Source organism: Marinovum sp. (assembly GCF_034669705.1).
Taxonomy (GTDB): domain Bacteria; phylum Pseudomonadota; class Alphaproteobacteria; order Rhodobacterales; family Rhodobacteraceae; genus Marinovum.
The window spans coordinates 24,445-46,110 of the sequence record NZ_JAXMOR010000023.1 but is presented as its reverse complement, the minus strand read 5'-3'; the positions used below and the strand labels follow the sequence as shown (position 1 = coordinate 46,110).

The 21,666-nt window shown below is 68.5% G+C and carries 20 protein-coding genes; 11 read left to right on the top strand and 9 right to left on the bottom strand.

All coding sequences use genetic code 11. The features are described 5' to 3' along the window. Nucleotides 1–59 precede the first annotated feature (59 nt). From VOI27_RS15785 to atzF, 5 genes are all read left to right on the top strand, one after another. Complete coding sequence (locus VOI27_RS15785; protein ID WP_323766330.1) at nt 60–1,682, top strand: ABC transporter substrate-binding protein; 1,623 nt, start codon at nt 60–62, stop codon at nt 1,680–1,682. Then, nucleotides 1,682–2,698 carry an ABC transporter permease gene (locus VOI27_RS15780; protein WP_323766329.1) on the top strand — a complete coding sequence of 339 codons (1,017 nt, stop codon included), beginning with the start codon at nt 1,682–1,684 and terminating at the stop codon, nt 2,696–2,698. Before VOI27_RS15785 ends, VOI27_RS15780 begins: the two co-directional genes overlap by 1 nt. Continuing rightward, on the top strand, nt 2,699–3,577 hold the full coding sequence (locus VOI27_RS15775; RefSeq protein ID WP_323766328.1) for an ABC transporter permease: 879 nt from the start codon (nt 2,699–2,701) through the stop codon (nt 3,575–3,577). Nucleotides 3,578–3,579: 2 nt separating this feature from the next. After that, entirely contained in the window at nt 3,580–5,205 is a 1,626-nt protein-coding gene (locus tag VOI27_RS15770) for an ABC transporter ATP-binding protein (RefSeq protein WP_323766327.1), read from the top strand. A 111-nt stretch (nt 5,206–5,316) separates the two neighbouring features. Continuing rightward, the gene (gene atzF, locus VOI27_RS15765; protein ID WP_323766326.1) at nt 5,317–7,110 is read left to right on the top strand and encodes an allophanate hydrolase; all 1,794 of its coding nucleotides are present in this window, start codon (nt 5,317–5,319) and stop codon (nt 7,108–7,110) included. 96 nt (nt 7,111–7,206) lie between these two features. Here the strand turns inward: atzF and VOI27_RS15760 are convergent, their stop codons facing one another. Beyond that, nucleotides 7,207–7,803 (bottom strand): MarR family winged helix-turn-helix transcriptional regulator, encoded by a 597-nt coding sequence (locus tag VOI27_RS15760; RefSeq protein WP_323766325.1) that lies wholly within the window; start codon nt 7,801–7,803, stop codon nt 7,207–7,209. A gap of 114 nt (nt 7,804–7,917) precedes the next feature. Between VOI27_RS15760 and VOI27_RS15755 the strand changes: the two genes are divergently transcribed. Then, entirely contained in the window at nt 7,918–9,435 is a 1,518-nt protein-coding gene (locus VOI27_RS15755; protein WP_323766324.1) for an MDR family MFS transporter, read from the top strand. 7 nt (nt 9,436–9,442) lie between these two features. Here VOI27_RS15755 and VOI27_RS15750 read toward each other — a convergent pair whose 3' ends face one another. From VOI27_RS15750 to VOI27_RS15730, 5 genes are all read right to left on the bottom strand, one after another. Then, nucleotides 9,443–10,390 carry a DUF6282 family protein gene (locus tag VOI27_RS15750; protein WP_323766323.1) on the bottom strand — a complete coding sequence of 316 codons (948 nt, stop codon included), beginning with the start codon at nt 10,388–10,390 and terminating at the stop codon, nt 9,443–9,445. Beyond that, nucleotides 10,359–11,096 (bottom strand): amino acid ABC transporter ATP-binding protein, encoded by a 738-nt coding sequence (locus VOI27_RS15745; protein WP_323766322.1) that lies wholly within the window; start codon nt 11,094–11,096, stop codon nt 10,359–10,361. Before VOI27_RS15745 ends, VOI27_RS15750 begins: the two co-directional genes overlap by 32 nt. Then, complete coding sequence (locus VOI27_RS15740; RefSeq protein WP_323766321.1) at nt 11,074–11,760, bottom strand: amino acid ABC transporter permease; 687 nt, start codon at nt 11,758–11,760, stop codon at nt 11,074–11,076. The genes VOI27_RS15745 and VOI27_RS15740 overlap by 23 nt, the downstream gene beginning before the upstream one ends. Then, nucleotides 11,760–12,434 carry an amino acid ABC transporter permease gene (locus VOI27_RS15735; protein ID WP_323766320.1) on the bottom strand — a complete coding sequence of 225 codons (675 nt, stop codon included), beginning with the start codon at nt 12,432–12,434 and terminating at the stop codon, nt 11,760–11,762. The genes VOI27_RS15740 and VOI27_RS15735 overlap by 1 nt, the downstream gene beginning before the upstream one ends. Before the next feature lie 72 nt (nt 12,435–12,506). Beyond that, nucleotides 12,507–13,325, bottom strand: a complete 819-nt coding sequence (locus VOI27_RS15730) for a transporter substrate-binding domain-containing protein (protein WP_323766319.1) — start codon at nt 13,323–13,325, stop codon at nt 12,507–12,509. A 129-nt stretch (nt 13,326–13,454) separates the two neighbouring features. Here VOI27_RS15730 and VOI27_RS15725 point away from each other — a divergent pair, with 129 nt between their 5' ends. The 4 genes from VOI27_RS15725 to VOI27_RS15710 are packed head-to-tail and all read left to right on the top strand — an operon-like array spanning nt 13,455 to nt 17,202. Continuing rightward, complete coding sequence (locus VOI27_RS15725) at nt 13,455–13,724, top strand: (2Fe-2S)-binding protein (RefSeq protein WP_323766318.1); 270 nt, start codon at nt 13,455–13,457, stop codon at nt 13,722–13,724. Further along, nucleotides 13,721–15,118: an FAD-dependent oxidoreductase gene (locus VOI27_RS15720; protein WP_323766317.1), complete on the top strand. Its 1,398-nt coding sequence runs from the start codon at nt 13,721–13,723 to the stop codon at nt 15,116–15,118. The genes VOI27_RS15725 and VOI27_RS15720 overlap by 4 nt, the downstream gene beginning before the upstream one ends. Further along, on the top strand, nt 15,115–16,233 hold the full coding sequence (locus VOI27_RS15715; RefSeq protein WP_323766316.1) for an FAD-dependent oxidoreductase: 1,119 nt from the start codon (nt 15,115–15,117) through the stop codon (nt 16,231–16,233). Before VOI27_RS15720 ends, VOI27_RS15715 begins: the two co-directional genes overlap by 4 nt. 15 nt (nt 16,234–16,248) lie before the next feature. Continuing rightward, complete coding sequence (locus tag VOI27_RS15710; RefSeq protein WP_323766315.1) at nt 16,249–17,202, top strand: dihydrodipicolinate synthase family protein; 954 nt, start codon at nt 16,249–16,251, stop codon at nt 17,200–17,202. A 37-nt stretch (nt 17,203–17,239) separates the two neighbouring features. On the opposite strand, the gene VOI27_RS15705 is transcribed toward VOI27_RS15710, so the two are convergent. From VOI27_RS15705 to VOI27_RS15695, 3 genes are all read right to left on the bottom strand, one after another. Next, a complete protein-coding gene (locus VOI27_RS15705; RefSeq protein WP_323766314.1) occupies nt 17,240–17,917 on the bottom strand; it encodes a GntR family transcriptional regulator in 678 nt (225 codons plus the stop codon). Nucleotides 17,918–17,953: 36 nt separating this feature from the next. Then, nucleotides 17,954–19,339 (bottom strand): dihydropyrimidinase, encoded by a 1,386-nt coding sequence (gene hydA, locus VOI27_RS15700; protein WP_323766313.1) that lies wholly within the window; start codon nt 19,337–19,339, stop codon nt 17,954–17,956. 118 nt (nt 19,340–19,457) lie between these two features. After that, the gene (locus VOI27_RS15695) at nt 19,458–20,138 is read right to left on the bottom strand and encodes a GntR family transcriptional regulator (RefSeq protein WP_323766312.1); all 681 of its coding nucleotides are present in this window, start codon (nt 20,136–20,138) and stop codon (nt 19,458–19,460) included. A 197-nt stretch (nt 20,139–20,335) separates the two neighbouring features. Between VOI27_RS15695 and VOI27_RS15690 the strand changes: the two genes are divergently transcribed. Beyond that, entirely contained in the window at nt 20,336–21,625 is a 1,290-nt protein-coding gene (locus VOI27_RS15690; protein WP_323766311.1) for a M20 family metallopeptidase, read from the top strand. Nucleotides 21,626–21,666 lie beyond the last annotated feature (41 nt).

The following is a 21,666-nucleotide window of genomic DNA, read 5'->3' as shown; positions in this document are numbered from 1 at the left end:
GCATGGGAGAGCGAAGTTGTGGCCAAACGCCCCTTCCCTCATCCGAAAGGCTTCCCCCAATGGCACCTTCCTCTCGCAGAGACTTTCTGAAACTGACCGGCGGCACGATCGGCGCCGCGATGCTGCCCTTTCTCAAGGCGCTGCCGGCCCATGCCGCCACCGGCGACACGCTGGTCGTGGTCACCGGCCAGACGATCAACTCGCTCGACCTGCACCGCACCGGCACCAACCGCGCGTCCTATCAGGTGGCGGTCAACGCCTATGACCGGCTGGTCAGCTTCGGCACCAAGCCGGCGCCGGGGGGCGGGCTGTCCTATGACTATTCGGTGATCGTGCCGGAACTGGCCGAAAGCTGGGAGATCTCCGACGATGGCATGACCATGACCTTCACGCTCAACCCCGAGGCCACCTTCTGGGATGGCCGCAAGGTGACCGCCGAGGACGTGAAATGGTCGTTCGACCGGGCCGTGTCGGTCGGTGGTTTCCCGACGGTGCAGATGAAGGCCGGCGGGCTCGAGCGCCCGGACCAGTTCGCGGCTGTGGACGAGTCGACCTTCGTGATCACCCTCGACCGGCCCTCCAAGCTCACCCTGCCGGACCTCGCGGTGCCGGTGCCCTTCATCATCAACGCCGAGGTCGCCAAGGCCCATGCTACCGAGGCCGACCCCTGGGCGATGGAATACCTGCACACCACGCCCGCAGGCTCGGGCGCCTACAAGGTTGCCGCCTGGCAGCAGGGCCAGCAGCTGGTCTACGAGCGCAATGACGCCTGGACCGGCGGGCCGCTGCCGGCCTTCAGCCGGGTGATCCTGCGCGAGGTGCCGAGCCCGGCCACCCGGCGGGCGCTGATCGAGCGCGGCGATGTGCAGATGTCGTTCGACATTCCCAACAAGGACGCCGCCGAGCTGGATGCCAAGGAGGGGGTCGAGGTCTATTCGACGCCGATCGAGAACTGCATCCACTGCCTCTGCCCGAACACCAAATTCGAGCCGTTTCAGGATGCCAACGTGCGCAAGGCGCTGGCCCATGCGATCCCCTACGAAGCGATTTTCCAGACCGCCGCCTATGGCCGCGGCGCGCCGATGTGGGGCGGTGAGGCCGAGATCACCGACACTGCCTGGCCGCGCAAGTCGCCCTACATGACGGATATGGCCAAGGCCAAGGAGCTGATGGCCGCCTCGGGCCATGCCGGCGGCTTCGAGGTGCCGCTGTCGATCAGCCTCGACCTTGCCGACTGGATGGAGCCGACCGCGCTGTTGATGCAGGAGGCCTTCGCCGAGATCGGCATCAAGACCCAGATCGAGAAGATCCCCGGTGCCAACTGGCGCACCGCAGCACTGGTCGACAAGCGCCTGCCGCTGCACCTCGAGAACTTCGGCGGCTGGCTGAACACGCCGGATTACTACTTCTTCTGGGCCTACAAGCACGGCCATCTGTTCAACTCGTCCAACTACCTCAACAACGAGGTCGAGACGCTGGTCGACGAGACGCTGCACATGTCGATGGAGGCGCCCGAGTATGCACCCAAGATCAAGCGGCTGTTCGAGATCGCCTTCGAGGACCTGCCGCGCATCCCGCTGTGGCAGCCGGCACTGAACGTGGCGATGAACGGCGCGAGCGATTACGAGTTTTGGTTCCACCGTCAGCTTGACGTGCGGCCGCTGACCTCGGCTTCGGTCTGATGGCACGGGCACGGATGATCCTGGGCCGGGTGGCCCAGGCGCTGCCGGTGGTGGCGGGGGTGGTGGTGATCTCGTTCCTGCTGACCCGCGCGCTGCCCGGCGACCCGGCGGCCTATTTCGCCGGGCCCGCCGCCGACGCCGCCTCGATCGCCGAGGTGCGCGAGGCGCTGGGCCTCGACAAGCCGCTGATCCAGCAGTTCTTCCTCTACCTGGGCGATCTGGCGCGGGGCGACCTCGGTCAGGCGATTTCCACCGGTCAGCCGGTGGCGGCCGACCTCGCGGCGCGGCTGCCGGCCTCGCTGGAGCTGACGCTGGTGGCGCTGGTGCTGTCCTGCGCCATCGCCATCCCCTTGGGCATTCTCGCGGCGACGCGGCCCGGCACCTGGGTCGATCACCTCTGCCGGGTGCTGGTGACGGCGGGGGTGTCGATGCCCACGTTCTTTACCGGCATCGTGCTGATCTATGTCTTCTACTACCTTGCCGGCTGGGCGCCGTCGCCACTCGGGCGGCTGGATTTCATCTATCTTTCGCCGCCGCATGTCACCGGCTTCTACCTGATCGACGCTGCGCTGGCGGGCGACTGGTTTACCTGGCTGGGCGCGCTGAAGCAGCTGATCCTGCCCGCGGCGACGCTGGCGCTCTTCACCCTGGCGCCGATCGCGCGGATGACCCGGGCGGCGATGCTCACGGCGCTGTCGTCTGACTTCATCCGCACCGCCCGGGCGGCTGGTCTGGGGCGGGGCAAGGTGCTCTATGCCTATGCCTTCCGCAACGCGCTTTTGCCGGTGGTGACGACGCTGGGGATGGTGTTTTCCTTCACCCTGGGCGCCAACGTGCTGGTCGAGAAGGTCTTTGCCTGGCCCGGCATCGGCTCTTACGCGGTCGAGGCGCTGGTGGTGTCCGACTATGCCGCGGTGCAGGGCTTCGTGCTGGCGATGGCGCTGCTCTTCGTGGCTCTCAACCTGGTGATCGACATCGCCTATGCGCTGATCGACCCGCGGATCGGAGTGTCCTGAATGACCGATACCTCCCTCGCCCCGCCGCGCAAGGGCGACACCACGCTGGGCCATATCGCCTATGTGCTCAGGGGCAACCCGGTGACGCTGCTGGCCTTTGCCATGCTCGCCTTCTTCGTGGGCTGCGCGCTCTTCGGCCCGGCGCTGGTGCCCTATGACCCGCTGGCCACCGATGCGCCCCGCGCGCTGGAGCCGCCGAGCCGGGACCACTGGTTCGGCACCGACAGCCTCGGGCGCGACGTGTTCAGCCGGGTGATCGTGGCGACGCGGCTCGACCTGACGATCTCGGTCGCGGCCGTGGCGATCAGCTTCATGCTGGGCTCGGTGCTGGGCTCCATCGCCGGCTACTGGGGCGGCTGGATCGACGCGGTGCTGAACCGCCTGCTCGATACCATCATGGCCTTCCCGCTCTTCGTGCTGGCGATGGGCGTGGTGGCGGCACTTGGCAACACGGTCGAGAACATCATCATCGCCACCGCGATCATCAACATCCCGTTCTACGCCCGTCTGGTGCGGGCCGAGGTCAACATCCGCCGCTACGCGGGCTTTGCCCAGGCCGCGAAACTGGCGGGCAACTCCGACCTGAGGGTGCTGGCGGTGCACATCTTCCCCAACGCGCTGCCGCCGATGATGGTGCAGGTCTCGCTCAACCTCGGCTGGGCAATCCTCAATGCCGCCGGTCTGTCGTTCATCGGCCTCGGCGTGCGCCCGCCGACCCCGGAATGGGGCATCATGGTGGCCGAGGGGGCGAATTACATCGTCTCCGGCGAGTGGTGGCTGGCGCTGTTCCCCGGTCTCTGGCTGATGCTGGCGGTCTTTACCTTCAACCTTCTGGGCGACGGGTTGCGCGACATCGTCGACCCCCGCAAGAGGACCTGAACATGCTGTCGATCAAGGACCTCTCGGTCGCCTTCCAGACCCGCAAGGGCGAGGTCAGCGCGGTGCGCGGCATCTCCTTCGACGTGGCCAGGGGCGAGACCCTGGGCATCGTCGGAGAGAGCGGCTCTGGCAAGTCGGTGACCTCCTACGCGCTGATGCGCATCCTCGATGCCGGCGGCGAGATCCGCACCGGCGAGGTCCGCTATTCCGGTCAGGACCTGCGCCACGCCTCGGAGCGGCAGATGCGCGACATTCGCGGCAGCGAGATCTCGATGATCTTTCAGAACCCCCGCGCCGCGCTGAACCCGATCCGCCGCGTCGGGCACCAGCTTGAGGACGTGCTGATCCGCCATGGCCGGGCCACACGCCGCGATGCCAGGCCCAAGGCCATCGCCGCGCTCGAGGCGGTGCGGATCAACGACGCCGCCGCGCGCTATCACGCCTATCCGTTCGAGCTGTCGGGCGGCATGTGCCAGCGCATCGTCATCGCCATCGCGCTGGCCTGCGACCCGCAGCTGCTGATCGCCGACGAGCCGACCACCGGGCTCGACATCACCACCCAGAAGGCAGTGATGGACTTGGTGCGCGACCTGACCCGGGCGCGCGAGATGAGCCTGATGCTGATCACCCATGACCTTGGCCTCGCATCGCAATATTGCGACCGGATCGTGGTGATGAAGGACGGTCTGATCGTCGAGGCGGGCGATCCGGCGCGGCTCTTCACCGATCCGCAGCACGCCTATACCCGCCGGCTGGTCGACGCCACGCCGCGCATCGGCGCGACGATCCGCGGGCTGCTGCCGCCAGAGGTCCGCACCGCGGAGCCGCACCATCAGGTCCATTCGCGCCCGGTGCTGGAGGTGGTCGATCTGGTCAAGACCTACCCGGGCAAGGCCGGGCCGGTGCAGGCGGTCAAGGGCATCTCCTTCGAGATCAAGGCCGGGCAGTCGCTGGGGCTGGTGGGCGAGTCGGGCAGCGGCAAGTCGACCACCTCGGAGATGATCGTGCGCCTGCAGGACCCCACGAGCGGCAACATCCTGTTCGACGGTCAGGACATTGCGGCCACGCCGGCGGCGCGCTTTGCCAGCCATGCCGCGAGGCGCGATATCCAGATGGTGTTTCAGGACGCCACCGACAGTCTCAATCCGCGCGGCACCGCCGGTGACGCCATCGCCGAGCCGCTCAAGCGCATCGCCGGGATGCGTGGCGCCAAGGCGGCGGCCCGTGTCGCCGAGCTGGCCGAACTGGTGGGCCTGCCGCAGCCGCTGCTCAGCCGCTTTCCGCATCAGCTCTCGGGTGGACAGAAGGCGCGCGTCGGCATCGCGCGGGCGATTGCGCTGGAGCCGAAGCTGCTGATCCTCGATGAGCCCACCGCGGCGCTCGACGTCTCGATCCAGGCCATCGTGCTCAACCTGCTGGTCGACCTGCGGGCGCGGCTCGGCATGTCCTATCTCTTTGTCAGCCACGATCTCAACGTCGTCCGGCTGCTCTGCGACGAGGTGCTGGTGATGAAGAGCGGCGAGATCATCGAGCGCGGCCCGGCGGCGCGGATCATGACCGCGCCGGACCACGCCTATACCCGCGCGCTGGTTGCCGCCGCGCCACAGCCCCCGGCCCAGGCTGCCTGACCTCCATGCCGCCTGACCCCCGGCGCCAGTCCACTTTGCTGCCGCCCTCCCTCCCATATCGCCGGCGTCACGTCGCCGGCCCCATTTGCCTGCCCTTCTGAAGGAGACCCCATGTTGACACATCTGCCGATGACGCTGCCTGCGCTGCAGGACGCCTATGCCGAGGGGCTGACCCCGGCCGAGCTGATCGCCGAGGTCTATCGCCGCATCGCCGCCGTGGACGACCCGGCGCTCTTTCTGCATCTGCGCGACACGGCCGAGGTGCAGGCCGAGGCGGCGGCCCTGCCGGTCAAAAGTGCCGCGACGCCGCTCTGGGGTGTGCCCTTCGTGGTGAAGGACAACATCGACGTGGCAGGCCTGCCGACGACCGCGGCCTGCCCGGCCTTTGCCTACACGGCAGAGGAGGATGCCTTTGTCGTGGGCCGCCTGCGCGCCGCCGGGGCGCTGCTGATCGGCAAGACCAACCTCGACCAGTTCGCCACCGGGCTGGTGGGCGTGCGCTCGCCCTATGGGGTGCCGCGCAACGCGATCGATCCGGCGCTGGTGCCGGGCGGGTCGTCCAGCGGCTCGGCGGTGGCGGTGGGTCACGGCCTCGTCAGCTTCTCGCTCGGCACCGACACCGCAGGCTCTGGCCGGGTGCCCGCCGCGCTCAACAATATCGTCGGGCTGAAGCCCTCGCTGGGGGCGCTCTCGGCCTCTGGCGTGGTGCCGGCCTGCCGCACGCTGGACACGATCTCGATCTTCGCGGCCTCGGTGACCGAGGCCTACGCGGTGTTCGAGACCGCCTGCGCCTTCGATCCCGCCGACGCCTATTCCCGCACGATCGCGCCCGCGCCGCTGACACCACCACCCGCCGGGCTGCGGATCGGCGTTCCGTCCCCCGCCACGCGGCAGTTCTTCGGCGACCGGGCGCAGGCGGCGATGTTCGACGCGGCGCTGGCGCGGCTCGAGGCCGGCGGCGCGACCCTGACCGAGATCGACATGACGCCGTTCAATGACGTGGCCGAAATGCTCTACGAGGGCGCCTGGGTGGCGGAACGCTATACCGTGGTCGAGGGATTGATGCAGCGCCAGCCAGAGGCGCTGCATCCGACCACGGCGCAAATCATCGGCGCGGCGCGCGGGCTCTCGGCGGCGGATGCCTTTCGCGGCATCTACCGGCTGAAAGAGCTGGAGCGGCTGGCCAAGGATGCGATGGCGGGGCTCGACCTGCTCTGCGTGCCGACGATTCCGACCTTCTACACGCTGGCCGATCTCGAGGCCGATCCGGTCACCCCGAATTCGAACCTCGGGACCTATACCAATTTCGTCAACCTGCTCGACATGTGCGGTCTGGCGGTGCCGACCGAGGCCCGCAGCGACGGCCGGCCGGGGTCGGTGACGCTGCTGGGGCGGTCTGGCGCCGACGGGCTGGTCGCCGCGATGGCGCGGCTTTTCGAGGCGGAGGGCGCGGCGGTGCGGCCGGTGCCGCTGCGCGAGGACGAGAACCAACCCGTCAAGGACGACGAGATCGCGCTGGCGGTCTGCGGCGCGCATATGTCCGGGCTGCCGCTCAATGGCGAGCTGACGTCGCGCGGTGGTCGGCTGCTTGAGGCGACGCGCACCGCGCCGCGCTATGGGCTTTATGCGCTGGCCGGCGGGCCGCCGGCGCGGCCGGGCCTGTTGCGGCGCGAGGCGGGGGCGGCGATCGAGGTCGAGGTCTGGAGCCTGCCGAAGACCGCGCTCGGCAGCTTTCTCGCCGGCATCCCGCAGCCGCTGTCGATCGGCACCGTCGAGCTGGAAACCGGCACCCGCGTGCATGGCTTTCTGGTCGAGGCGGCGGGCCTCGGCGGCGCGACCGAGATCAGCGAGTTCGGCGGCTGGCGCGGCTATCTCGCCGCCCCCGAGGCGGCCAGCGTGGCATAGCGCCCACAGGGCGGGCGGCCTGCGGTCGCCCGCCCCGCAGACGGCACGACCCCGGATCAGCGTCGCGCTCAACGCTGCGCACCCCCGGGGCTGCGGTCAGTCCTCGGGTTGCGACAGGCTCTTGCGCAGCCGGTCGATCTCGGCGGCGATCTGGCCGCTGGGGTCCTCGGAGGCCTCTGACCAGGCCGAGAACCGTTCCAGCAGCGGGATGAAGGTGGCCAGCTCGGCTTCGGTCCAGCCGGCGAGGAAATTGCCGAGGATCAGGAACTTGTAGCGCCGGACCGCCTGAACGATGCACCCGCCCGCCTCGGTCAGCTCGAGCTTGGCGCGCCGCGCGTCCTCCTGGCTGACGGCGCGGCGGACCAGCCCGAGGCGGATCAGCTCCGAAGTCAGCCGGCTGGCGCGCGACGGATCGATCCCGAGCCGCGTGGCGACGGTCGAGACCATGACCTCGCCCGCGTCGGTGTCGTCGAAATCGCTGGTCGGGGCCCAGACCACCATCAACACGTCAAGCAGCGGCAGGTCGAGTTCGAGCCCGAGGTCGGCCAGCGCCCGCTGGCCCAGCTCGCGCTTCACCACCCGGCGGCGCCAATGCTGCATGATCGCATCCAACTCAAGCGCCGGCTGGCTGAGATCGGCGTCGATCCCGGCCTGCGCCAGCAGTCGTTTCAGGTCGTCATCACGGTCGGGCACGGGCTCTCCCTCAAATTACATGCTGTTGACATATATATGCACATGGCACATATATGCAATCAGCAACGAGTCATCGGCCGGGGGGCTTGCGCCCGCGGCCCCCGGAGATGTGCCATGAACACCGAGACAACGCAAAACCCGACCGCGGCCGGCCAGACCCCCGCGCAGACCCGGATCGCCCTTGCGGCGGTGGCGGCGACGCTGCTCTTTGCCTCGCTGGGCCAGACCATCGTCACCACCGCCATGCCGATCATGGTGGCCGATCTGGGCGGCATGGAGCACATGACCTGGGTGATCACCGCCTATTTGCTGGCCTCGACCATCGGCGCACCGGTGGCGGGCAAGCTGGGCGATCTCTTTGGCCGCAAGGTGGTGGTGCAGCTTGGCATCTTCGTGTTTCTCGCCGGCGCGACGCTGGCCGGGCTGGCGCAGTCGATGGGCGTGCTGATTGCCGGGCGCGCGATACAGGGGCTGGGCGGCGGCGGGTTGATCGTGGTGGCGATGGCGATCGTGGCCGACGTGCTGCCGGCGCGCCAGCGCGGTCAGGCGCAGGGGCTTCTGGGCGCGGTCTTTGGCGTCTCGACGGTGATCGGCCCGCTGATCGGCGGCTTCCTCGTCGAGGCGCTGAGCTGGCACTGGATCTTCTTTGCCAACTTCCCGGTCGGCCTGCTGGCGCTGGCGGTGCTGCATGCGGCGCTGCCCAACGTCAAACGCGACAGCGCGGTCAAGCTCGACATGGCCGGGGCCTTTTTGCTGGCGACGCTGCTCTCGGTCGCGGTGCTGGTGTCGAACCTCGGCGGCGCGGTGCTGCCCTGGGGCAGCCTCGAGCTGATCGGGCTGGCCGGGCTGGGGCTGGCGGCGCTGGCCGGGTTCATCGCGGTCGAGCGCCGCGCCGAAGAGCCGATCCTGCCGCTCAGCCTGTTTCGCAACAACACCTTTCTGGTGGTCAATTCGGTGGGCTTCATGGTCGGCGTGGCGATGTTCGGCACGATCACCTTCCTGCCGCTCTACCTGCAGGTGGTGCAGGGTGTCTCGCCCGCCGTCTCGGGCCTGTTCCTGACGCCGATGATGGCCGGGCTGATCGCCTCGTCGGCCCTGGCCGGCCGGGTGATGAGCCGCACCGGACGCTACCGCTGGATGCCGGTGGTCTCGACCGCGCTGCTGGCGCTGGCGATGCTGTCGCTCTCGACCCTCGCGCCGGGCTCGTCGCTGTGGCAGGTCACCCTGTCGATGGTGCTGGTCGGGCTCGGGCTGGGGCCGGTGTTCTCGATCGGCATCGCCGCGATTCAGAACGCGGTCCCGCGCGAGATGCTGGGCGTCGGCACCGCCAGCGCCAACATGTTCCGGCTGATCGGCGGCTCGGTCGGCACGGCGGCCTTCGGCGCGCTGTTCAGCACCAACCTCGCACGCAACCTGGGCGGTGACCTGGCGGCGGGCGCCGGCACCGGGATCGGATCGATCAGCGCCGAGATGGTGTCGCAGATGCCGGCCGCGGCGCAGAGCGCGGTCTACACCGGCTTTTCCGACGCGCTGCACCCGGTGTTCTGGATCGCGGCGGGCCTTGCGGCGCTGGCCTGCCTGATCTCGCTGCGCCTGCGCGAGGTGCCGATGCCCGAGAACGCGGCGCCCTGAGCGCCGGTTAGCCCCCGACCCGGAACAGCGCAGCCGGGGTCTGGCCGGTCATGCGGCGCAGGTCCGCGCGGCCAATCCCGCAGCTTTCCAGCAGCAGCAGGAACTCGCGCAGCCCCTCGACCGGCGGCGGCAGCAGGAAGACGCCGCAATCGCCCGAAAGCACCACCTTGTCGGGCGGCGCGGCCTGGATCAGCGCCACCATCTCCGGCGCGCTGACCGGGGGGACGGTGTTGCGGGCGGCGTCCACATGGGTCAGCCCGGTCTGGGTGGCATGGCTGGCAAAGAAGAACGAGAACTCGACATGCGCGCCCAGACCGGCCAGCGCCGCCACGGTCTCGGCGTCATAATGGCTGGCGGGCACGAGGAGGCGCGCCACCCCGCGGGCGCGGGCCGCCTCGACCGTGCGCAGCGCCTCCGGCCCCGACAGGTGACCGGTGTTCAGCACCACGTCGGCCTCGGCCACCAGATCGAAGATCTCGGGCAGCGGATCGGGCAGCGGTCCGCTCTCGGGGATCGCAAGGCAGCGCGCGAGGTGATCCTCGGCGCGCTGTTCCAGCAGCGCCACGTGGCGGGTGTGATGGGTCGGCAGCGAGACAAAGCGCGCCCCGTCGCCCGGCGCGCCATAGCCCAGTTTCAGCGCGATGCGCACCGCCTCGGCGCTGATCCCGCCGGCCGGCGGCTCCATGATCAGCCCGCCAAAGACCTCGACCCCGAGGTGCCCCAGCTGCCGGTTGGCCAGCGCCGCGAGGCCGGAGGTATTGGCGAAGTTGTCCATCAGCCCGATGGCGCGCATGCCGGCGGCGGCGGCCATCCGGGTGGCCTCGAAGACATCGAGCGAGCGGTGGTTGATATGCGGGCAGGCGTGCACATGGCCATCGACCGCGCCGACCAGAAGATCGGCCCCGGGCAGATGCGGCAGCGCCTCAGTGGCGCAGGATTTTTCCGACGAAATCACGGGTTCTCTCCTTTTCGGGGGCGTCAAAGATCTGCGTGGGCGAGCCGAGCTCGACCACCTTGCCCTCGGCCATGAAGGCGACCCGGGCACTGATTTCGCGGATGAACCCCATCTCGTGGCTGACGATCAGCATGGTCATGCCGTCCTCGGCCAGCCCGCGAATGGTGTCGAGCACCTCGCTGACCAGTTCGGGGTCAAGCGCGGCGGTGACCTCGTCGAGCAGCAGGATCTCGGGCTTGAGGCACAGCCCGCGGGCAATCGCCACCCGCTGCTGCTGACCGCCAGAGAGCTGGTCGGGGTAGCTGTCCATCTTGTCGGCCAGACCGACCTTGGCCAAGAGATGCTCGGCTTCGGGCCGCACCTCGCGCGGCTTGCGGCCGCGCACCTTGGTGGGGGCGATCATCACGTTTTCCAGCACGGTGAGGTTCTGGAACAGGTTGTACTGCTGAAACACGATCGCCGCCCGGTCGCGCAGCCGGCGGATCTCGGCGGGCCTGTCGAAGTTGACCTCCTCGCCGCCGACCCGCACCGCGCCGGCTTCGGGCTTGAGCAGGCCGGTCAGCACCCGCAGGATGGTGCTCTTGCCAGAGCCGGAAGGGCCGATCAGCCCGACGGTTTCGCCAGAGCCGACCGAGATGTCGATCCCGTCGAGCACCCGCAGCTTTCCATAGGCGGCGCTGATGTTATCGAGTTCGAGATGAGGCAAGTTTTTTCTCCAGTTTCGCGCCGAGGCGGGACAGGGGGTAGGACAGCATGAAATAGGCCACGAGGATCACGCCGAACGACAGGCCGGCGGAAAAGCCCCGGTTGTTGAAGACCTTGCCGACATAGGTCAGCTCGACCACGCCGATCTGCGAGGCCAGCGCGCTGTCCTTGATGAAGAGGATGAAGAAGCCGAAGGCCGGCGGCAGGATCACCGTCCAGGCCTGCGGCAGCACCACGTAGCGGATGGTCTGCAGCAGGGTGAAGTTCATCGTCTCGGCCGCGTGCCACTGGTTGGGGTGCACCGATTGCAGCCCGGCGCGCACGATCTCGGCCAGAAAGGCGGTGCCGATCAGCACCACGGTGACGCAGCCCACGGTAAAGGTCGACACGTCGAGCCCGCTGAACTGGAACACGAAGAAGCACAGCATCAGCGTCACCAGAAACGGCACCCGGCGAAAGAACTCGGTGAACACCAGCGCCAGCGCCCGAAGCGGCAGGGTCAGCGGCCCGGTGGTCAGCCGCGCGACGGCCAGCGCGGTGCCGAACAGCCCGCCAAGGATGCACCCCAGCGCCGAGAGCGCGAATGTGGTGGCCATGCCCTTGAGCAGGAAGATCAGGTTGTACTGGGTCAGCAGGCTGGTCAGCTCGGTGAGGAAACCGCTCATCACACCACCCTCATCTTGGCGCGAAAGACGATCCGGCCGAACAGCGCCAGCAGCACCGAGGCGACCAGCGTCACCACCACGTAGATCACCGCCACGATCGAGAAGACCTCGAGCGAGCGGAAGGTTTCGCTGTTGATGTTGAAGGCGCGGCCGGTCAGTTCCTCGACCCCGAAGATCGCCGCCATCGAGGTGCCCAGCGTCATCAGGATGTAGTGGTTCGACAGCGGCGGAAACAGCACCTTGGCGACATGCGGCAGGATCACGTAGCGGATCTGCTGCCAGCGGGAAAAGCCCAGCACCTCGGCGGCCTCCATCTCGCTTTGGCGGCGGCTTTCAAAACCGGCGCGCTGGATCTCGGTGAGATAGGCCCCGGCGTTCAGCGTCATGCCCAGCAGCACCGCCATGTAGGAGCTGAGATAGATGCCCATGTCGGGCAGCGCGAAGTAGAGAAAGTAGATCTGCACCAGCTGCGGCGTGTTGACGAAGAACACCACATAGGCGTTCACCCCGCGCCGCATCCAGCCGCCGCCGAAGGTCTTGACCGCGGCGCAGGCGGTGCCGATCAGCATGCCGCCGCAGAAGGCGAGAAAGGCGATCTGCAGGCTCAGCCAGGCGCCTTTGACGAGATAGGGAAGGTAGGGCCAGACCTGGCCGTACTGAAAGGTATAGTCCATCGATCACCCTTGGTTGCAAGGCCCCCGCAGAGTGCTCTGCAGGGGCCTTGTTTGCGCTTCGGGAAAAGGGGCTCAGAACCAGGGCGAAACGCCGACCTCGCGGATCATCGGGCGCTCGAACCACTTGACCCAGAGATCGTCGACCACGCCGTCGCGGTGCAGCTCGAAGATCGCCACGTTAAGCCAGTCCTTGAGGTTGTCGCTGTTCTTGGCGACGCCGATGGCGCAGTAGTAGATGTCGACCGGGGTCTCGACGACCTTCCAGGCAACGTCATGCTTGTTCATGTGCTCGCCGACGAAATCCACCACGTCGAGCAGCGCATCGCCGCGGCCCTGCGCCAGCGCGCGGATCACGTCGGGGTAGTTGTCGAGCAGCAGCACCTCGGCCTCGGGCAGGTTCTCCTCGATGAACTTGACCGGCGTCGAGCCGCGCACCTGCACCATGGTCACATCCGGCGAGTTGAGCTCTTTCCAGTCGGTATAGCCCTTCTCCTCGGTGGTCAGCACGCCGAACACCTCGGTGTGCACCGGCAGGGTAAAGTCGATCACCTTGGCGCGGGTCGGATTGCGGGTCATCGCGCCCATGACGATGTCGATCTTGCCGCTGGCGACAAACGGGATGCGGTCCGGCGAGCCGACCTGCACCACCTCGAGCTCGACCCCCAGCATGTCCGCCAGCTTTTGCGAGAAATCGACGTCGAAGCCGGCGATCTGGTTGGTGTCATCATAGATGCCCAGGGGCGGCAGCGTCGGGTTCACGCCGACCTTGAGTGTGCCGGAGGAGAGGATCTCATCCAGCGACCGCGCCTCTGCCGCGCCTGGCAAAAGCATCGAGGAAGAGAGCAGGGCGGCCGCCCCGGCGGCCATCGCGCGCTTGAGAAATGTGATCATCTGTCTGGTGTCCCTGTTTTCGGTTCATCGCTTCGGCAAACTCTATTGCTCGCCTTGCACTCAGACTGTATACAAATCACATACAAGTAAACAGATTTCTTGAACGGGCCGGGGCGGGCACTTCCGAAGATGATCGAAAATGAGGCATTTCAACTGGTTGTGGATGGAAAACCCATCGCTTGCGTCGCCGGTCAGACGGTGGCCGGGGCGTTGCTGGCAGGCGGTCTCTACCGCTTTCGCGCCTCTCCCTTGGCCGGGGCACCGCGCGGGCCGTTCTGCATGATGGGCGCCTGCCAGGAATGCGCGATCGAGATCGACGGCGTGATTCGCCGCGCCTGCCAGACCGAGGCGGCGCCGGGCATGGTGGTCGCCCTGCGCGGTGCGGGCGGGGCGGCATGAGCGAGGGGTATGACGTGATCGTCGTCGGCGCCGGCCCGGCGGGCGGCGAGGCGGCGCTGGCGGCGGCCTCTGCCGGGCTGCGGGTGGCGCTGGTCGACGAAGGCCCGGCACCTGGCGGTCAGGTCTGGCGCGCGCCGCGCACCGCCCAAGCGCGGGCGGCGGCGCAAACGGATGCCGATGGCCGGCAGGGCGCGGCGCTCCGGGCCCGGTTGCAGGCCGCTTCGGTCGATCTTCTGACCGGGGCCGAGGTCTGGGACGCGCAGCCCGGTTTCACGCTGCATTGTCTCACCCCCGAGGGCAACCGGCCGCTTTCGGCGCCGCGGGTGATCCTCGCCACCGGCGCGATGGAGCGGGTGCTGCCGTTTCCGGGCTGGACCACGCCGGGCGTCTTCGGCCTCGCCGCGGCGACCGCGCTCCTCAAGTCTGAGCACGCCTTGCCGGGCCGCGAGATCGTGATCGCCGGTCAGGGGCCGCTGCTGATCGCCGTCGCCGCCAAGGCCCTGGCGCTGGGGCTGCGGCCGCGTGCGGTGGTCGACCGGGCCAGCCGGGGCGACTGGCTGCGCGCCGCCGCGGGCTTTGCCGCGGTGCCGTCGATGCTGGCGCGCGGCGCGCAGTGGATGGCGCGGCTGAGCGCGGCACGGGTGCCGATCCTGCGGCAAAGCGCGGTGATCGCCGCCACGGGCGACCCCCAGCTGGCCGCCGTCACGGTGCGGCATCTGCCCAGCGGACGGGTGCAGGAGATCGCGGCCGACACGCTCTATCTCGGCAACGGGCTGACCCCGGCGGACGAGCTGCACCGCCTGCTCGGTGCGGCCCAGACACGCGATGCGCTGCGCGGCGGCTACCGGACGCTGGTGGACGCGGACCGGCGCACCTCGGTGGCCGGGCTCTACGCGGCGGGCGACGGGGCGGGGGTGCATGGCGCCTTGCCCTCGGTGCTGCAGGGGCGGATCGCGGGCCTTGCCGCGGCGCGCGACCACGGGGCGCTGAGCGCGGCCGAGGTCGCGAAACAGACCGCCCCGGCGCGGCACGAACTGGTGCGGGCCCTGCGGTTTGCCGATGCCTCCTGCCGCCTGATGGCCTTTCCCGAGGCGGCGCTGGCCGAGGTGCCGCCCGACGCGGTGGTCTGCCGCTGCGAGGATGTGTGCCGCTCGGAGATCGACGCGGCCGTGGCGCGCGGCGCCGGCGATCTGAACCAGCTCAAGCATTTCACCCGGCTCGGCATGGGGCCGTGTCAGGGCCGGATGTGCGGTCTGAACGCCGCCCGGCTGATGCACCCGGAGGCCGATCTGCGGCTCACGCCGCGCGCGCCGGTGCGCCCGGTCAGCATGGACCGGCTGATCGGCGAGTTCGACTACTCCGACATCCCGGTTCCGAAACCGGCGCCGCTATGACCGGGGGCGGGCATGATCTGGCCGTCATCGGCGGCGGCATTCAAGGCGCGAGCGTGGCGCTCTTTGCGGCGCGCGCCGGGCTGCGGGTGGTGCTGTTCGACGCCGGCGCGCTGGCGCGGCAGGCCTCTGGCACCAATGCCGGCACGCTGACCATGCAGATGACCCGCGCGGCACTGATCCCCTATGCGCTGAAGGCGCATGAGATGTGGGTCAATGCGCCGAAATGGCTGGGCCATGACGTGGGGGTGGTGGCCTGTGACGGTCTGTCGCTGGCCTTTACCGAGGCCGAGGAAGAGATCCTGTCGCAACGCGCCGAGGCCCGCAGCGCCGCCGGCGCGCCGATCCGGCTGGTGTCGCCCACCGAGGCGGCGCGGATCGAGCCCGGGGTGAACCCGGCCATCCGCATGGCCAGTCACTGCCCGGTCGACGGCTATGCCAATGCCTATCTGACCGGGCTGGCCTATCGCCGCGCATTGCTCGAGGCCGGGGTGGAGCTGCGCGAATACACCCCCGTCACCGGCGTCGATCCCGCGGGCCCGGGCTATGACATCCGTACCCTTCAGGGCCGCCACCCGGCGCGGCAGGTGGTGCTGGCCGGCGGTGTCTGGATCGAGCCGATGCTGGGCTGGCTGGGGGTCGACCTGCCGATCCGGACGCTGATCAACCAGCTGGCGGTGACCGAACGCGCCGCGCCGGTGATGCGCACGGTGCTGGGGATTGCCAGCGGGCTGCTGTCGCTCAAGCAATACCCGCATGGCACCGTGGTGATCGGCGGCGGCTGGCAGGGCGAGGGCGGCCGCGCCAGCGGCACCCACCGCGCCACCGCCGCCAGCGCCATCGGCAACGCGAGGCTGGCCGTGCACGCCATCCCGGCGCTGCGACAGGCGCGGATCGTCCGCATCTGGACCGGCTTCGAGGCCGAGACCGCCGATGCCCTGCCCGCCGTCGGCCCGGTGCCCGGCCATCCCGGCGCCTGGGTCATCGGCTCGGTGCATTCGGGCTATACCAGCGCGCCCTATGTGGCCCGCTGCCTGACCCAGGCGCTGCTGGGCGAGGCGCCCGACATGCCGCTGTTTCCCATCGACCGGCTGCTGCCCGGCCACCGTCCCCAGTAACGAAAGAGATCGCACGTGACAGAGATTGCCCCGCCCCTCGACATCCCGCAGCTGACCGGCATCCACGCCGCCACGCTTTGTCCGCTGACCGACGACGGCGCGGTCTCCGAGGCCGAACTGGCGGCCCATGTGGCGCGGATCGCGCAGGCCGATGGCATTCGCGGGCTGCTGATCAATGGCCACGCCGGCGAGGGCGGGCTGATGGCGCCCGACGAGCGCGTGCGGGTGGCAGAGGTGACCCGCGCCTCGGTGCCCGAGGGCTGTTTCCTCACCGTCGGCGTGACCTCGGAATCCACCGCCGGGGCCGCGCGCGAGGCCGAAGCGGCGGCGCGGGCCGGGGCGGATGCGGTGCTGGTCTTTCCGCCCAATCACTGGGCGATGGGCGCCGATGCGACCATCGTGACCGACCATCACCGCGCCGTGGCCGCCGCCTGCGGGCTGCCGCTGGTGCTCTACAAGGCGCCACTGGGCTGGGGGCATTTGTCCTATGACGTCGATCTGCTGGCCCGGCTCTGCCAGATCGAGGCGGTCGCCGGCATCAAGGAAGGTGCCTGGGAGGTCGCGGCCTATGAAGAGCTGCGCCGGCGGATCAAGTCGGAGCGGCCCGGCGTCTCGGTCATGGCCTCTGGCGATGAGCACCTGCTGGCCTGCTACCAGATCGGCACCGAGGGCAGCCAGGTCTCGCTCGCGGCCATCGTGCCGGAGCTTGTGACCGGGCTGTTCGCCGCCTGCCAAGCCGGCGATTGGAAGAGGGCGCGAGAGCTGCACGCGGCAATTTACCCGCTCTCGCGCGAAATCTATCGCCGGGCGCCGGGGTATCTTGCCAATGCGCGGCTCAAGGCCTATCTGCATCTGCAGGGCCATATCGCGACCGACCGGATGAAGCGCCCGATGCGGCAGCTGTCGCCCGAGGAAACCGACCGGCTGCGCGCGGTCCTCGACGCCGAGGCCGCCCGCGCCGCGGCCTGACACCCGGCGCCCGCGTCAGGGGCGCGCGGGCGCGGCGTCAAGTGAACTGCTCCAGCGAATAGCCGATCAGGCTGGCGATATGGGCGTCGACCGCGCGGCGCGCCCAGTCGGGATCTTCCGCCTCGAGCGCGTCGAGGATCTCGAGATGCTGGGCATGGTCGGCCTCGACCCGCTGGCGGATGTCGGTCACCTCGAACAGCCGGGTGGTGACCCGCAGCCGCTCGATCACGCCGTACATCACCTGGTTGCCGGAATGGTAGCCGAACAGCCGGTGCAGCCTGTCGTCGCAATTCCAGTGCGCGCGGGTGTGCTCGCGGTCGTCATGGGTGCTGTGCAGCGCCTCGATCTCGACGCGCATCTCGGCCAGCTCGGACTTCGGCACCCGTCTGGCGGCCAGCGCCGCGGCCTCCGGCTCGATGATCCGGCGCATCTTCAGGCTCTGCATGTACTCGGTGAAATCCACCTGCCGTACCATGAAGGAGCGGCCGGCGTTCTTTTGCAGCATGCCCTCGCCCTCGAGCCGCAACAGCGCCTCGCGCAGCGGCGTCCGCGAGACGCCCAGCGTCTCGGCCAGGCGCTCTTCGGTGATCACCTGACCGCCGGTCAGGTCGCGGTTGCGGATCATCTCGTTCAGGCGCTGGCGCACCTGTTCCGACAGCGCGCTGCTGCGCTTGCGCGGGGGGAGCTTGATGGGGTCGTTGATCTCCCGGCTCATGCGGGCCTCCTGTGCTGCAACAGGCGGCACCGTGACCTAGCGAGAGAGATATTGACCGTCACCGAGCTTTCCTTCCAATACGCCGTCCTGCACCATGACCTTGCCGCGCAGCACCACGGTGGTGGGCCAGCCGGTCAGGGTCATGCCTTCATAGGGCGAATAATCGGCGCCGTCATGCAAGTCCTGATGGTTGACGGTGCGGGTGAGCTCCGGATCCCAGATCGCGATATCGGCGTCCGATCCCACCGCCAGCGTGCCCTTCTGGGGATAGAGCCCGTAGGTCCTTGCGTGGTTGGTCGCGGTCAGCGCCACGAATTGCTGCAGGTCGATGCGGCCCTTGCCCACGCCTTCGGAAAACAGGATCGGCAGCCGGGTCTCGATGCCGGGAATGCCGTTGGGGATGTAGCGGAAGTTCTTCGCGCCCTCGGGGTTCATCTTGCCGTCGGTGCCCTCGTAGCGGAACGGGCAGTGATCCGAGGAAAAGAGATCGAAGGTGCCATCGGTCAGCCCCTGCCAGCAGGCCTCCTGCTCGGTGGCATTGCGCGGCGGCGGCGAGCAGACGAACTTGGCGCCCTCCCAGTCCATGCCGTCGAGGTCATCCTCGGTCAGCACCAGGTATTGCGGGCAGGTCTCGGCCGTGACCTTCATGCCGCGCGCCCGGGCGCGGCGGATCTCGTCGATCGCGGCGGCGTTCGAGACATGCACGATGACGATCGGCAGGTCGACGATCTCGGCCAGCGACAGGGCGCGGTGGGTGGCCTCGCGCTCGACCGGCACCGGCCGGGTCGCGGCATGGGCGCGCGGGCGGACATCGCCGTTGGCCTCGTGACGCTCGACCAGATAGCGGATCGCATCCTCGTTCTCGCAGTGGATCATCATCGTCGCGCCGTTTTCGCGCGCCACGTCAAAGGTGGCGAGCAACTCGGCATCGTTGAGCCGCAGGTTCTCGTAGGTCATGAAGACCTTGATCGAGGTGTAGCCGTCCTTGATCGCCGCCGGCAGCTGCTGGCCCAGCACGCCGGGGCTGGGGTTGGCGACGATCAGGTGAAAGGCGACATCGGTATAGAGCTGGTCCTCGGCCAGCCCGTGATACCAGTTGAGCGCGCTGCGCAGGTCGCCGTCGCGCTCCTGCAGGCAGAAGGGCATCACCGTGGTATTGCCGCCGAACAACGCCGAGCGGGTGCCGCTCTCGAAATCGTCGGCCATGACAATGCCGTCGCCGGAGGGCTGCGAGATATGGACGTGGCTGTCGATCCCGCCGGGCAGGATCAGCCGGCCGGTGGCGTCGATCACCCGGTCGGCGGGGCCGTCGAGCACAGCCTCGATGGCGGTGATCTTGCCGTCCCGGATGCCGACATCGGCCTTCAGGCTTTCGGTCTCGGTCACCACGGTTCCGGATTTCAGGAGCAGGTCAAAATGCATGGGATAGGCCTCAAGGTGATCTTTTCACAGGCAGTATACGTCTAAAAGACAGACTGTATACATCACTTGAAGAGAATCGTCGGCGCCGCACCCGGTTTGCCCGGGAAACAGGCAGCGCCTAGGAGACGGTTTCGATGGCGAACTGGAACAGCGAGCGGATGTGGCTGGCCACCGCCTTGCGCGCCGCTTCGGGGTCGCGCGACTCGAGCGCGTCGAGAATCATCTCGTGCTGGCGCGAGTCGGGTTCGAGGCGTTCCGACAGCCGGTCGATCTCGAACATCTTGGTGCTGGCGCGCAGGGCATGCATCAGGTCGGTCATCACCCGGTTGCCGCAATGTTCGATGAACAGCCCGTGCACCTGGTCGTCAGACCGCCAATGCGCCAGCATGTCATAGGGTTTCTGCGTCTTGACCGCGTGCAGCGCCGCCCGCGCCGCCTGAATCGCGGCGGCGTCGATCCGGTCGACGCAGAGCCCCGCCGCCTCGCTTTCCAGAAGCTCGCGGACCTTGAGGCTCTGCAGGTATTCCCGCAGCTCGACCTTGCGCACCTGATAGGAGCGGCTGGCCGATTTCACCAGCACGCCCTCGGCCTCGAGCTTTTGCAAGGCCTGCCGCAGCGGGGTGCGCGAGATGCCCAGTTCGTTGGCCAACTGCTGCTCGACCACCGCCTGACCGGAGACCAGCTGGCGCTGCTCGATCATCGTCGAGACCGCAGCATAGGCTTGGTCCGACAAAGTGCCGCTTTTTGAGGCAACGGCGCTGTCGGGGCCGGGGGTCAGGGCTGGGGTCTGTTTGGTCATCGGTCGACTCTTTACTGGCATCGCGCCGATATCCGGCCACCGGCGGGCGAAACGTGCAATAATCAGGCACTGGCCCCGGTCGGAAAGCGGCTCTCCTTCTCTATCTCATGTATCCGAAAAGAAATCTATTGCATTCTGGCAGTGTACCGTTGTTAATTGATTGTATACCGTCGGTACGCGATGGAAGGAGACGACAGATGAATGACGCCAGCGCCCCCCAGGGCAGAACCGAAAGTGCCATCGCCTTTCTGCGCGAGCTGATCGCCGCCCAAGTGAAAGGCGAGGCCGCGGTGCAGGCCGCGATTGCCGCGCGGCTGGCGCAGGCGGGCTGCACGGTGGCCCAGACCGAATACGACCCGGCCAAGGTGCCGGTGAAAGGCGAGATCGATGCCGCCAATGGCACCACCGGACTGCGCAGCGCGGTGGTGGGCACGCTGGAGGGGCAGGGCGATCTGCCGAGCCTGCTGATCTTTGCCCATCCCGACGGCGAGCCGGTGACCGATGCCGATCAGTGGACCCATGATGCCTTTGCCGGCGAGATCGACGGCGGCCGGCTCTATGGCTGGGGCGTCGCCGATGACCTTGCCGGCTGCGCCGCCGCTGTTCTGGCGGTCGAGGCGGCGGCGGCCTCTGGCCAGCCGATGGGCCGCGTGGTCTTTGCCTCGACGCCCTCCAAGCGCTATGCCCGCGGGGTTGCGGCACTGTTGCATGACGGTCTGCGCGCCGATGCCGCGCTCTACCTGCACCCGGCCGAATCCGGCGTCGGGATGCGCGAGATCAAGGCGCTGGCCTCGGGCCACGTGGAATTCAAGATCACCATAAAGGGGCAGGCGCCAGACACCACCGAGCCGGGGCAGACCGCGTTTTCGCACCTCGCCGCCAATCCGGTGAACAAGGCCTTCCTGATCCACGCCGCGCTGATGGATCTGGCCGAGGCCCGCGCCAAGCGGGTCCGCCAGCCGCAGATGGAGGCGCGGGTGGGCCGGGCGACCAACCTGCATATCTCGCGTCTGCAGTGCGGCGAGATGCGCAAGTTCAGCCGCATCCACGACGAATGCATCATGGGCGGCGCACTGTCCTTTCCGCCGGGCGAAACCCTGGCCGAGATCTGCGCCGAGGTTGAGGCCGCCGTGGCCAAGGCCGCGCAATCCGACGACTGGCTGCGCGACAACCCGCCCCGGGTCGACTGGCTGACCGGCGTGACCGGCGCGCATGTGCCAGAGGATCACCCGCTCTACCAGGTCACCGCCCGGGCCGTCAGCGAGGTCACCGGCGAGGCGCCTTATGTCAACGTGATGCACACCTCCTCGGACATCCGCAATCCGCCGGTCGAGGCGGATATCCCCTGCGTCGCCTTCGGCTGTCTCTGCGGCGATCTCAGCCAGAACGAGAAGCGCGACGAATGGATCGACGTGGCCGACTTCCAGCGCATGGTCGATGTGACCACGCAGGTGGTCACCGACTGGTGCCGCGGCCGGCACCCCTGAGCCTTAATCCGACAGAGGGCCGGTGAAGCGGCCCCGTTCCC

Bases quoted from the DNA above. Each gene is read 5' to 3' on its own strand.
- VOI27_RS15705 (WP_323766314.1), bottom strand. From the start codon at position 17,917: ATGAGCCGGGAGATCAACGACCCCATCAAGCTCCCCCCGCGCAAGCGC.
- VOI27_RS15770 (WP_323766327.1), top strand. From the start codon at position 3,580: ATGCTGTCGATCAAGGACCTCTCGGTCGCCTTCCAGACCCGCAAGGGC.
- VOI27_RS15740 (WP_323766321.1), bottom strand. From the start codon at position 11,760: ATGAGCGGTTTCCTCACCGAGCTGACCAGCCTGCTGACCCAGTACAAC.
- VOI27_RS15715 (WP_323766316.1), top strand. From the start codon at position 15,115: ATGACCGGGGGCGGGCATGATCTGGCCGTCATCGGCGGCGGCATTCAA.
- VOI27_RS15720 (WP_323766317.1), top strand. From the start codon at position 13,721: ATGAGCGAGGGGTATGACGTGATCGTCGTCGGCGCCGGCCCGGCGGGC.
- VOI27_RS15695 (WP_323766312.1), bottom strand. From the start codon at position 20,138: ATGACCAAACAGACCCCAGCCCTGACCCCCGGCCCCGACAGCGCCGTT.
- VOI27_RS15780 (WP_323766329.1), top strand. From the start codon at position 1,682: ATGGCACGGGCACGGATGATCCTGGGCCGGGTGGCCCAGGCGCTGCCG.
- VOI27_RS15730 (WP_323766319.1), bottom strand. From the start codon at position 13,325: ATGATCACATTTCTCAAGCGCGCGATGGCCGCCGGGGCGGCCGCCCTG.
- VOI27_RS15775 (WP_323766328.1), top strand. From the start codon at position 2,699: ATGACCGATACCTCCCTCGCCCCGCCGCGCAAGGGCGACACCACGCTG.
- VOI27_RS15755 (WP_323766324.1), top strand. From the start codon at position 7,918: ATGAACACCGAGACAACGCAAAACCCGACCGCGGCCGGCCAGACCCCC.
- VOI27_RS15735 (WP_323766320.1), bottom strand. From the start codon at position 12,434: ATGGACTATACCTTTCAGTACGGCCAGGTCTGGCCCTACCTTCCCTAT.
- VOI27_RS15725 (WP_323766318.1), top strand. From the start codon at position 13,455: ATGATCGAAAATGAGGCATTTCAACTGGTTGTGGATGGAAAACCCATC.
- hydA (WP_323766313.1), bottom strand. From the start codon at position 19,339: ATGCATTTTGACCTGCTCCTGAAATCCGGAACCGTGGTGACCGAGACC.
- VOI27_RS15690 (WP_323766311.1), top strand. From the start codon at position 20,336: ATGAATGACGCCAGCGCCCCCCAGGGCAGAACCGAAAGTGCCATCGCC.
- atzF (WP_323766326.1), top strand. From the start codon at position 5,317: ATGTTGACACATCTGCCGATGACGCTGCCTGCGCTGCAGGACGCCTAT.
- VOI27_RS15785 (WP_323766330.1), top strand. From the start codon at position 60: ATGGCACCTTCCTCTCGCAGAGACTTTCTGAAACTGACCGGCGGCACG.